Here is a 12,346-nt window from a genome sequence, read left to right as displayed (position 1 = left end):
TTAGCGCTTTCTCTTTTTTAAACTATTTAATTGAGTTTTTAATAGACTCAGCCATGGATTTGACTAGGGATTCGTTAGCAAGGGGGCCAGCTACTATTAGGCTTATATAGGAGTCATTTGTTTTTATTAGGTATTTTTTGCCTGTGAGGGTGTCATTTTGTAGGTAGATTCTGACATCTCCTTCTAGGATGCCTTTGCTTTTATCTAGTTTTCCCATATTTACGATTTGGGCTGGGTAGAGTATTTGGCCTGAGTTTTGGCTATAAGCTTCGTAGATATCGCTACTTTCTTTATCTTCTTTTATTATTATCTCGGCTATGACTTCGTTGTGGTCCTTGGCTATGAATGATTTAAGGTCATCATCATCTTGGTGGAGGTAGAAGTTTTCTGGGATTTTTATTTTTTGCTTATCTATTAGGACTTCTTTTGTGGCAAAGACTGATAGGGCCTCCTTGTGGTCTTTGAAGGATTTATTTATTTCAAAAGGGTCATCTGACATGTTATAGGCTGTCATTAGGATATCTGCCATGATGGCTGCGGATGCGTTTGACTTGCTGGTATCTTCTCTGATTACAAAGTAGACTAGACTGCTGTCTCCTTTTATAAAAAAGTGACTTGAACTCTTGTTGCCATCTTTGCTTATAAAATAGGCGCTATCAAGGTTGGTCATGATGTTTTTTATAGGCATAGAACTTATTTTTTGACTTAATTTTTTTTCTTTTATTATTTTGCTAGATAAGTCTATCAGGTCGGAGTCATAAAAGTCACTTAAATCCTCAAAAGATATGACTATGTCGTAGGCAGGGTTTGTTGGAAAATCTATATAGTATATATTATCGTTTTTGAAGATTTGGCCCTTTTCCGGTATCCTAAAGAAAAGGTCTCCTAGTCTTACTTCCTTGTTATAATCAAGATTGGCTAGGTCTTTTTTATCATAGGAGCTTTTACCTTTGATATTTGACGGATAATCTATTATTCTTGTCCTTGTGTAAAGACTTTCATCATAGGTGTAAGATTTTATTTTTGAAAGTGGATAGGCTTCTAAATTTGGGGCCTCTTTGCTTTTGCAAGCTACTAATAGGATTGCAAAAATGAGGGCGATTAGGGTTTTTTTCATAAAATTTCCTTTTTATTTACAATATTACGATTATTTTGTCTAGATTATACCCGTTTTGGGTAAAAATATGATATAATTTAAGTATAAATAGGGGGTGAAATATGACTGATGATATTCTAAGTCAAGTTAAGCTTGCAGAAGAAACTGCGGCAAAAGAGCTTGACGCTGCCAAAGATCAGGCTAGAGTTCTCATCGAAGAGGCAAAAAACCAAGCAAATCTTGCCTATAAAGATGAGATTGCTAAGGCTAAGAAAAAGGCTGAAGAGATTCTAGCTGATGCTAAAAAAGAGGCAGAAAAAAAGAGAGAACCAGTGATAGCAAAAGCAAGAGATGAGTCAAAAAAAATCTTGGATGTAGATAAGGCCAAGGTTGAAGCGACTATCAATACTCTTGTAGAAAGGATAGTAAATAATGGCAATAGTTAAGATGAATAAGTTTAGCTTACTTGCCTTTGAGGAAAAAAGGAGCTTATTACTTGATATTCTTCAAAATTTTAACTATGTGCATTTTAACGATCTAAAGGTAAAAGAAGACGAGACTTATCTAAAGGAGCTTACAAATTCTACTAAGATTCAAGCCTTGGATGAAAAGCTTGATAAATTGGCCTTTGCCATTGAAACAAGCTTAAAATATTCTTCTAAAGAAGAAGATAAGGATTTCAAAAGGCTAGATATTGATGAGGTCTATAAGGACTCTAAGAATTTTGATTTCAATCTCATTTATGATAAGCTTATAAAATTAGTTAAAGAAAGAGAAGGGCTGGTTGATAAAAACCAAGCCATAGAGCAGAAAATAGGAGACCTTAATCCATGGAAGGATATAGATGTCGATATTAGAAGTCTGTACGATTCTAAGAGAGTCTATGTGGAAACAGGTACTATTTCTAGCCAGTTTTACGATGGCCTAAAGAAGAGCCTAGTCGATAAAAGCTTTAATGAATCCCTAATCTATAGGTATTCGGAAGTGGATAAGACTAGCTTTATTGTTGCTATCGCTTCTCTTGATGAGGAAGAAAGATTTAAAGAACTTTTAAGAGAGTACGGATTTTCAAGAATAAGTATTAAGGCAGATGCTTCTGTAAGTCAGAGCCTAAGTGCCCTTAAGAAAGAAGAAGCTAATCTTAAGACAGAAATTAAGAAAATTGAGGCTGAAATAGGAGATTTTGATAAATATTTAGAAGATTTCTACCTATATCAATCATATCTTGTCAATGAAAAGAGCAAGGAAGAAGCTACAGAAAACTTCCTTAAGACTTCGCAAATGGATGTTATCGAAGGATACATACCTGAGTCCATGACTGACAGGTTTAAAGCCGACATAGAAAAATCCTTAGATAAAGAATATATCCTAGATATAAAAGAAGCCAGTAAGGATGATCCAGATGTACCTATTATCCTTGAAAATAACGCAATAGTTGAACCTTACGAATCTGTTGTTGAAACCTATGCCCTACCTAAATATAACGAATTTGACCCATCCTTGCTTGTGGCCATTTTCTATACTATATTTACAGGCTTTATGATTGGAGACTTAGGTTATGGAGCTCTTGGTGTGATTGCAACCCTTGTAATCCTTAAGACAAAAGACTTACCAAAATCAACAGAGAAGATGATTAAACTATTTTTAGGCATTTCCCTATCAGCCTGCTGTTTTGGTATATTATTTGGATCGGTTTTTGGTGGAATCATCGATGTGCCATTTGGCTGGATTGATACCCAGACTGATATCAATACCCTAATAGTAATGAGTCTTGTGATAGGTGGTATTGCCTTATTTACAGCCCTAGGCATGAAAGCCTATATGTATATTAGGGATGGCAAGGTCCTTGATGCTGTTTATGATGTAGTATTTTGGTATATGGCTCTAGCAGGACCTATTGCTTACGCTTTAACTAAAAATAAGATTGGCTTATATGTAATGGGAGTCGGTATGATTGGTATTGTCCTATTTGCAGGACGTGATGCTAAATCAATCGGCGGCAGGATTGGTTCAGGTGTCTATGAATTATACGGCATAAGCTCTTGGGTAGGAGATATAGTTTCTTTCCTTAGACTAATGGCCCTTGTTCTATCAGGCGGCTTTGTAGCTTATGCGGTAAATGTAATTGTTAAGATGTTATTTGGGGCAGGTATTGGCGGAATTATAGGCGGAATCCTAGTCTTTGTACTATTCCAACTATTTAATATGTTCCTATCCTACTTGTCAGCCTACGTTCACTCACTAAGACTTATCTATGTAGAGATGTTTGGTAAGTTTTATGAAGGCGGCGGCGTAAAATTTAAAGAAATGTTAGAAGATACTAAAAAAATATTAATTAATAGAGGAGAAAGAAAATGACAGAATTTTTAATTCAAAATGGCGGACTAGTTTTTGGTGCCCTAGCAATGGCAATAGCAACCCTTATTTCAGGTATGGGAAGTGCTAAGGGAACAGGTATGGCAGGTGAGGCTGCAGCAGCTCTTACAGTAGAACAACCAGAAAAGTTTGGTAAGGTACTAATCCTTCAACTTCTACCAGGTACCCAAGGTCTTTACGGCTTTGCTATAGCATTCTTTATCATGCTAAGACTTGATGCAAATATCGACTTTGCAAAGGGCCTATACCTACTAATGGCAGCTCTTCCAGTAGCAATAGTTGGATATTTTTCAGCTGTAAAACAAGCTAAGGTAGCTATAGCTGGTATCAATATCCTAGCTAAAAACGAACCTGAATTTACAAAAGGTATGATTTATTCAGTAATGGTTGAGCTTTACGCTATCCTAGGATTTGTTATCTCTCTACTACTAGTTCTAAGAGCCTAATATTAGGGTAAGATTATGACTAATCTTGATTTAATATTAGATTCAATAAGGAAAAAAGGCGAAGAGGAAAAAAATCAGATATTAAAGGCCGCAGAAGGCGAGGCTAAAGAAATTAGAGAAAAATCTGAAGCTGAAGTAAAGGGCCAAGTAGACAAGATTATAGATGCAGCCAAAAAAGAAGCTAAGCAAATTTTGGCTAATGAAGAGCTTTCAGCATCAAGAAATGCCCGTGATATAAAAATCGCAGCTAAAAACGAGCTCATAAACTCTATAATCGAAAGGCTCATGGAAGAGCTCAAAGGCCTAGATAATCATTCTTACAAGAAATTTGTCCTAAATAGACTTAAGGACTTCCCAGGCAAGAAGGCAGATATCCTTCTAAGGGATGGAACCTTCTTTGACTCAGAAGACCTAAAAGGACTAAATGTTTCATATGAAACAGTCGATGATGGTTTCATAATTAAAGATGGGGATGTTATCTATGACAATAGCTTTTCATCAATAATCGACTATGACAAGGATGAGATCAAGAAAATAATATCTGGTATTTTTGAAGAAAGGTAATTATGAAAAGAGATGACTTCATAGGAGCTTCTATATCAACTAGAATATATGAAGATGATCTAGTAAAGGATTTTTATAGGCTAAATGAATTAGACTCCCTAAGCGAGATAATGAATGCCCTATCAGATTCATCCTATGGTAGATATATCCAAGAATTAAGAAGGCCAGAAGAATATGAAGAAATCCTAAGCAAGGAACTAGTAAGGGTGTATGACAAAATCGAAGATATAACCCCAGATAAGAATCTGACAGACTATCTAAGAGAAAAGTACAACTTCCATAATTTAAAGGTCCTTGCCAAGGAAATTATCCAAGATGAAGATTATAAGTATTCCCCAATGGGCAATATAGATGTAGACTATCTTAAAAGACAGATTTTAAAGACAGATGAAAAAGACATCTTTGAAGACGAGGAAGATAATATATATCTTAGCTATCTAAAAAGAGCCATAGATGCTTATGAGGATAGGAAAGACCCAGCCATGATAGACATATCCTTAGATAAGTCTTATTATGAAAGGGAGCTTGATATAGCAAATGCCACCGGCATGGATTCACTTATAACTTATACCAAAGAAGCCATTGACCTTATAAATGTCAAAACCCTACTAAGGGTAAGAGACTTAGACCAACTGGGTGATTCCCTAATAGATGGCGGCTTTATAGACAAGGACAGATTTCTTGAAATGTATAAGCTTGATATGACAGGACTTTTGATAAAAATGTCCAATGATAAGATTTATCCATATCTAGCAAAGGCTCTTGACAATGATAAGGGAGAGGTTGAAAATCTCCTAAATCTAGAAAAGGCAATAGATGATCACTTTATGGACTTTGCCAAAAAAGCCAAGGCTGTAACCTATGGTCCAGAAGTCCTACTTGCCTATCTAATCAGCAAGGAGCAAGAAATCAAAAACCTAAGGATAATCTTTATATCTAAGCTAAATGGCCTTTCAAAAGAATTCACAAAAGATAGATTGAGAGAAGCTTATGTATAAAATAGCAGTAATAGGCGATAAGGATTCGATACTAGCCTTTAAGGCCATAGGTATCGAGGTTTTTACAGCCATAGACAAAGACGATGCAAGTAAACTTGTAAAAAAATTAGCAGGGGATAATTATGGAGTAATCTTCATAACAGAAGCCTTTGCCAAAGAAATACAAGAAACAATAGATAAATATAGAGAAGCTCTTACACCAGCCATTATCCTAATCCCATCTAATAAGGGATCTTTAGGAATCGGCCTTGCCGATATCAACCGTTCAGTTGAGAAGGCAGTCGGAGCAAACATTCTAAATTAAAGGAGCTTAATTTGAATATAGGTAAAATTACTAAAGTATCTGGACCACTAATAGAGGCATCAGGCCTATCTGATGCTAATATCTATGACGTGGTAGAGGTATCAAAAGATAAGCTCATCGGCGAAATAATTGAGATGAGGGGAGATGTAGCAAGTATTCAAGTTTATGAAGAGACAACTGGTATAGGACCTGGCGATGAAGTTAGGTCAACAGGTAGGCCTCTATCAGTAGAGCTTGGACCAGGCATGCTTGAAAGAATGTATGATGGTATCCAAAGACCACTAGAAAAACTTGAAGAGCTTGCAGGAAATTTCCTAACAAGAGGGGTAACTTCCCCAGGACTAGACAGGGACAAAGTTTGGGAATTTAAAGCTCTTTTAGAAAAGGGCGCAGAAGTTGAAGCTGGTGATATACTAGGAGAAGTTGAAGAAACTACAGTTATCACCCACAAGATCATGGTACCAAACGGGGTAAAAGGAAGATTAAAAGAGATTAAATCTGGAGAATTTAAGGTAGCTGACACCATAGCTGTTGTAGAAACAGAAGATGGGGACAAAGAGCTAAATATGATTCAATATTGGCCAGTAAGAAAGGCTCGTCCTATCAAAAGAAAGATAGACCCAAATGAGCCACTTATCACAGGTCAAAGGGTAATAGATACCTTCTTCCCAGTAGCCAAGGGCGGTACAGCTGCAATCCCAGGACCATTTGGTTCAGGAAAAACAGTAGTCCAACACCAGATAGCAAAATATGCAGATGCTGACATAGTAATCTATGTAGGTTGTGGTGAACGTGGAAACGAGATGACAGACGTACTTAACGAATTCCCAGAGCTAATCGATCCAAAAACTGGCGAATCAATCATGAAACGTACAGTTCTTATAGCAAATACATCAAACATGCCAGTAGCAGCCAGAGAGGCTTCAATCTATACAGGTATAACCCTTGCTGAATATTTCAGAGATATGGGCTATAACGTAGCTATGATGGCAGACTCTACAAGCCGTTGGGCAGAGGCCCTTCGTGAGATGAGTGGTCGTCTAGAAGAGATGCCTGGTGATGAAGGTTATCCAGCTTATCTAGCAAGTAGGGTTGCAGAATTTTATGAAAGAGCTGGTAAGGTAGAAGTTTTAGGAAATAGAGATGATATAGGTACACTTTCAGTAATAGGAGCCGTATCTCCTCCAGGTGGAGACTTGTCAGAACCAGTAACCCAAGCTACCCTACGTATAGTAAAGGTATTCTGGGGACTAGATTATGACTTATCCTACCAAAGACACTTCCCAGCTATCAACTGGTTATCATCATATTCACTCTACCAAGACAAGATGGACCAATTTATAGATAAGGCAGTTGACCAAGATTTCTCAACTCATAGAAAACGTGCAATGAGCCTACTCCAACAAGAATCTGGCCTTTTAGAGGTTGTAAGACTTGTAGGTCGTGATGCCCTATCAGATGATGATAAGCTTAAGCTAAATGTAACCAAATCTATAAGAGAAGACTACTTGCAACAAAACGCCTTCCATGATATAGATACCTACTGTTCACTAAATAAACAGAATAAGATGCTTGGAATAATACTCTATAACTACGATAAGTCCCTAGAGGCTCTTGGAGCAGGAGTAGAGTTAAAAGATATAGAAAATCTAGATGTAGTAGAATCAATCACCAGACTAAAACTAGTAAGTGAAGATGACAAGGCTAGATTTGACCAAATTAAAGAAGAAATAGACAAACAAATCGGCGAACTAATTAAGAGGGAGGCAAAAGATGCTTAAGGAATATAAAACCGTAACAGAAGTAGTTGGCCCTCTTATGCTCGTAGAAGGAGTAGAGGGAGTCGATAACGAAGAGCTTGTTGATATCAAGCTTCAAAATGGCGAACACCGCAGAGGTAGGGTAATAGAAATCGAAAAAGACCGTGCCATGGTTCAGCTATTTGAAGGATCAACAGGTATCAACCTAAAATCAACCTCAGTAAGATTTTTGGGAAGGCCACTAGAGCTTGCAGTAAGCGAGGACATGATTGGTCGTGCCTTCAATGGTCTAGGTGAAGCCATAGATGATGGTCCAGAAATTATCCCTGAAGAAAAAAGAGACGTAAATGGTACAGCCATCAACCCTGTATCAAGGGACTATCCATCAGAATTTATCCAAACAGGTATATCAACAATCGACGGCCTAAACACCCTAGTTCGTGGCCAAAAGCTACCAATATTTTCTGGAAACGGTCTGCCACACAACCAAGTAGCAGCCCAAATTGCCAGACAAGCAAGGGTACTAGGAGATGACGAAGGCTTTGCCGTAGTCTTTGCAGCCATAGGTATCACCTTTGAAGAAGCACAATTTTTCATGGATGACTTCAAAAAGACAGGGGCAATCGACCGTTCAGTACTATTTATGAACCTAGCAGATGACCCAGCCATAGAGCGTCTATCAACACCAAAAATGGCTCTAACCTGCGCTGAATACCTAGCCTTCGAAAAGGATATGCAAGTATTAGTAATCATGACAGACATGACAAACTACGCAGAAGCCCTTCGTGAAGTATCAGCAGCTAGAAAAGAAGTACCAGGTCGTCGTGGTTACCCAGGTTACCTATATACAGACCTTTCAACAATATATGAAAGAGCTGGAAAACTTCGTGGCAAACCAGGAACAATTACACAAATTCCAATCCTATCCATGCCAGAAGATGATATAACCCACCCAATCCCAGACCTAACAGGCTACATCACAGAAGGACAAATCATCCTAGATAGGAGCCTATATAACCAAGGAGCCCAACCACCAGTATCAATCCTACCATCCCTATCAAGACTTAAAGATAAGGGTATAGGCAAGGGCAAAACTAGAGAAGACCACGCAGATACCATGAACCAAATCTATGCAGCCTACGCCTCAGGTGTAGATGCCCGTGAGCTTCAAAAAATCCTAGGTGACTCAGCCCTATCAGATGCAGACCTTGCCTTTGCAGAATTTGCCAAGGCCTTTGAGGAAAAATACATCAATCAAGGTTACTACACAAATAGGACCATAGAAGAAACCCTAAACTTGGGTTGGGAACTCTTAAAAATAATACCAAAATCAGAACTTAAGAGAATTGATGATGCCCTTATTGAAAAATACATGGATTAGGAGCATAAAATGGCAAGACTAAAAGTAACTCCAACAAGGATGAACCTAAACACCCTTAAGGATAGGCTTGCCACTGCCAAAAGAGGCTACAAGCTATTAAAAGATAAGCAAGATGAGCTAATGAGACAATTCCTAGAATTAATCAGGAAAAACAAGACCCTAAGAGAAGAAGTCGAAAAAGAATTATCAGATTCCTTCGCCTCCTTCCTTATGGCCTCAGCCTTCATGAGCCCAGAAGTCCTCGAAGAAGCAGTAAGCTTTCCAACACAAAAGGTAGGCATTGACATAAAAACAGCCAATGTCATGAGTGTTAGGATTCCTAAGATGGAGTTTAAAGTAGAAAAAAACGAAAACGCAAGCGATTTGCCATATGGTTATGCTACAACAAGTGCAGGCCTAGATGAGGCCCTACTTAAGCTAAACCATGTCACAGACAGACTTCTAAGCCTAGCCGAGCTAGAAAAGACAACCCAGCTAATGGCTGACGAAATAGAATCAACCAGAAGAAGGGTAAACGCCCTAGAATATAGGACAATCCCAGACTTAGAAGAAACAATTAAATATATAAGAAGCAAACTAGAAGAAAACGAAAGAGCAACCATCTCTCGTTTGATGAAGGTAAAAGATATAATTTCAGAAGAAAGATAAGAAACTCCCCAGACGGGGAGTTTTAAATTTGTTTAAAATTTAAATGATTTTTAGCAAATTCCTTTATAATAAATTTTTAGTCAGTATAATATAAATCGTGACGCAAAATTTATGAGAGGAAAGAAATGAAAAAGAACAAATTATCAATAGTATTCCTAAGCTTAGTTGGGATATTATCAATATATATAGCAAATACACATCCAGAAACTTTCGCAAGTATCTGGGCCCTCATGCCACCTATCGTGGCAATCCTTATGGCCCTAATCACCAAGGAAGTCTATTCTTCCTTGTTTATAGGCCTTGTAATCGGGGCAATTCTTGCAAGTGGTGGTTCGATTGGAAAATTTTTAGACAATGTAATAGTAGAAGGCTTTATCAAGGCCATACAGGATAATGGGGGAATCTTTATCTTCCTTATTTCATTAGGAGTCATGGTAAGTCTTATAAATGAATCAGGAGGGTCTAAGGCCTTTGGTAAGTGGGCTCATTCTAAGATTAAATCTAGGAAACAAGCCCAAATCTCGACCTATTTCCTATCAGCCATGCTCTTTATAGATGATTATTTTAATTGCCTAACCACAGGCTCAGTCATGCAGCCAATCACAGATTCCTATAAGATTTCAAGGGCCAAGCTTGCCTATATAATAGATGCAACAGCAGCCCCAATCTGCATGATAGCACCTATTTCATCTTGGGCAGCGGCTGTATCAGGTTATGCAGAAGGAACAGGTCTTTCTGGTATAGAGATGTTTATAAGGGCCATTCCCTTTAATTTCTATTCGCTCTTAACCCTAGTCTTTGTTGCTACAATAATCCTTACAGACAATGACTACGGCCCAATGAAAGAATTTGAACAAAGGGCAAAAGAAAGCGGAGAGCTTGGGATAAATAGCAAAAAGCAAATAGAAACTAGTGATGATGGGATAGAAGGCAGGGTTAGAGATCTGGTCTTCCCAATTATAATCCTAATCATATCCTGCATCAGTAGCCTAATCTATGTGGGTGGATTTTTTGATAAGGCAAGTCCATATTATTTGGACTTTGTAAATGCCTTTGCCAATACAGATTCCCAGGTAGCCCTAGCAACAGGATCAGTCATTGCCCTAATAATTTCTATGGCATTTTTAAATGTCAGTGGTAGGATTAGCTTTGAAAGGTCTATGGAACTCCTTCCAGAGGGCTTTTCATCTATGACCTCAGCCATCCTTATTTTAAGCCTTGCCACCAGCCTTAAAAATATTTCTAATGACCTTCTAGGCTCTGCAGCCTTTGTTGGAAATATCATGACAAATGTGGCAGGAAGTTTAAATAATTTCTTGCCTGCGGTTATCTTTGTTGTAGCCATAGCCCTAGCCTTTGCCACAGGCACAAGTTGGGGGACCTTTGGTATCCTTATACCAATAGTCGCATCTATGTTTGACCCAACAAATCCCCTATTTTTCATAGGCATATCAGCCTGCCTATCTGGGGCAGTGTGCGGAGACCACATCTCTCCAATATCAGATACAACCATCATGTCATCAGCAGGGGCAGGAGCCAACCATATCGACCATGTCAAAACCCAACTTCCCTATGGCCTTACAGTAGCGTCCATAGCCTTTATATCCTATATAATAGCGGGCTTTAGCAAAAGTGCCATAATCTCCCTTGCCTTTGGGATAATAGTTATAATGTTCATCATGTATGTAATAAAAAAGTTAAAGCAAGCCTAGGCTTGCTTTTTTAGTGGGCGAAACTTTGACAGCTAAGGCCTAAATCCATATAGTCATAGAGATTAAGGAGAGAAAATGGATTATATTTATAAATTTGATACCGATAACGGTTTTGAAAAAACCAACATAGATAGTTTTTATGATGTAATAGAAGATGAAGATTTTTACCTTATGTATCTGGGAAAGGATTCCTTTATAGATTTTGCCAAGACCTATGATATAGATACAGCAATCATTGACCTGCTTTTGACAGATTCATCCAAGAAATCCTACATGGCAGTAGAAGATAAGTACACCTTCGCCATCCTTGAGATGCTTGATATAAGAGGCAATTTAGATGCATCTGATCTTATAGGATTTTATATAGAAAATAACAGGCTAATAATAGTAGACCTCTACGACAGAGACCAGTCTTCAGCCAGAGCCTTTAAGAAAATATTGACCAAGAAATTTTCAGCCAGGTCTCCAGGAAGAATCTTAAAACATTTCATAACAGCCCTAATAGAAAATCACAACTCAATCTTTGACCAGATCAAAAATTCAACAGCTTCCATAGAAGACGGGATAAACAAGAACAAAAAGCCCAAAAATTCTATAGAGATGATTTCAGATAATAGGCACAAGGCCCTAAATCTCTACACATCTTACGAAAGACTTCTGGATACCATAGAAGTCCTGGTAGAAAATGAAAACGACATCTTTGATGAAGATGACATCAAACACCTAAAGAGCGTATCCTTTAGGGTAGAAAGGTACTCATCAAACATATCTTATCTTTCAGACTATATAACAAATGTAAAGGACTCCTACGCCTCAAAAATGGACCTAACCATGAACAACACCATGAAAGTCCTAACAGTAGTAACAACAATCTTCACTCCAATAACAATACTCACAGGCTGGTATGGGATGAACTTTGAAAACATGCCAGAACTAAATTGGGAACATGGCTACCTATATGTGATAGTCTTATCATTATTTTCACTTTTAGTTGGGACCTTATTATTTAGACCAGCTATCAAATGTCAAGAGAAAATAATTAATCTTGTAATTTATGGCAC

General features: G+C 37.8%; 12 protein-coding genes. 11 read left to right on the top strand and 1 reads right to left on the bottom strand.

Translation table 11 applies throughout. The features are described 5' to 3' along the window. Positions 1-22: 22 nt before the first annotated feature. A complete protein-coding gene (locus tag RRB46_RS03290) occupies positions 23-1,117 on the bottom strand; it encodes a hypothetical protein (protein ID WP_311537471.1) in 1,095 nt (364 codons plus the stop codon). A 101-nt stretch (positions 1,118-1,218) separates the two neighbouring features. Here RRB46_RS03290 and RRB46_RS03285 point away from each other — a divergent pair, with 101 nt between their 5' ends. The 11 genes from RRB46_RS03285 to RRB46_RS03235 all read left to right on the top strand — a co-directional run. Continuing rightward, positions 1,219-1,542: a V-type ATP synthase subunit H gene (locus RRB46_RS03285; protein WP_296129989.1), complete on the top strand. Its 324-nt coding sequence runs from the start codon at positions 1,219-1,221 to the stop codon at positions 1,540-1,542. Next, positions 1,529-3,454: a V-type ATP synthase subunit I gene (locus RRB46_RS03280; RefSeq protein WP_311537470.1), complete on the top strand. Its 1,926-nt coding sequence runs from the start codon at positions 1,529-1,531 to the stop codon at positions 3,452-3,454. Before RRB46_RS03285 ends, RRB46_RS03280 begins: the two co-directional genes overlap by 14 nt. Next, positions 3,451-3,918 (top strand): V-type ATP synthase subunit K, encoded by a 468-nt coding sequence (locus tag RRB46_RS03275; RefSeq protein WP_296129985.1) that lies wholly within the window; start codon positions 3,451-3,453, stop codon positions 3,916-3,918. The genes RRB46_RS03280 and RRB46_RS03275 overlap by 4 nt, the downstream gene beginning before the upstream one ends. Before the next feature lie 15 nt (positions 3,919-3,933). Then, positions 3,934-4,482, top strand: coding sequence for a V-type ATP synthase subunit E (locus tag RRB46_RS03270; RefSeq protein WP_311537469.1), 549 nt, complete (start codon positions 3,934-3,936; stop codon positions 4,480-4,482). A 2-nt stretch (positions 4,483-4,484) separates the two neighbouring features. Next, positions 4,485-5,480: a V-type ATPase subunit gene (locus RRB46_RS03265; protein WP_296129980.1), complete on the top strand. Its 996-nt coding sequence runs from the start codon at positions 4,485-4,487 to the stop codon at positions 5,478-5,480. Continuing rightward, a complete protein-coding gene (locus tag RRB46_RS03260; protein ID WP_297687954.1) occupies positions 5,473-5,784 on the top strand; it encodes a V-type ATP synthase subunit F in 312 nt (103 codons plus the stop codon). Before RRB46_RS03265 ends, RRB46_RS03260 begins: the two co-directional genes overlap by 8 nt. Before the next feature lie 11 nt (positions 5,785-5,795). After that, positions 5,796-7,565 carry a V-type ATP synthase subunit A gene (locus RRB46_RS03255; RefSeq protein ID WP_296129973.1) on the top strand — a complete coding sequence of 590 codons (1,770 nt, stop codon included), beginning with the start codon at positions 5,796-5,798 and terminating at the stop codon, positions 7,563-7,565. Beyond that, positions 7,558-8,925, top strand: coding sequence for a V-type ATP synthase subunit B (locus RRB46_RS03250; RefSeq protein ID WP_106461286.1), 1,368 nt, complete (start codon positions 7,558-7,560; stop codon positions 8,923-8,925). The genes RRB46_RS03255 and RRB46_RS03250 overlap by 8 nt, the downstream gene beginning before the upstream one ends. A gap of 9 nt (positions 8,926-8,934) precedes the next feature. Continuing rightward, positions 8,935-9,573 (top strand): V-type ATP synthase subunit D, encoded by a 639-nt coding sequence (locus tag RRB46_RS03245; RefSeq protein ID WP_265215135.1) that lies wholly within the window; start codon positions 8,935-8,937, stop codon positions 9,571-9,573. Between the two features lie 125 nt (positions 9,574-9,698). Next, positions 9,699-11,285, top strand: a complete 1,587-nt coding sequence (locus tag RRB46_RS03240) for a Na+/H+ antiporter NhaC family protein (protein ID WP_311537468.1) — start codon at positions 9,699-9,701, stop codon at positions 11,283-11,285. Positions 11,286-11,360: 75 nt separating this feature from the next. Then, a partial coding sequence (locus RRB46_RS03235) for a CorA family divalent cation transporter (protein WP_311537467.1) occupies positions 11,361-12,346 on the top strand: 986 nt, incomplete at its 3' end.

The organism is uncultured Anaerococcus sp. (assembly GCF_963512375.1).
Classification (GTDB): domain Bacteria; phylum Bacillota; class Clostridia; order Tissierellales; family Peptoniphilaceae; genus Anaerococcus.
This window is presented reverse-complemented; position numbering and strand designations above follow the sequence as displayed.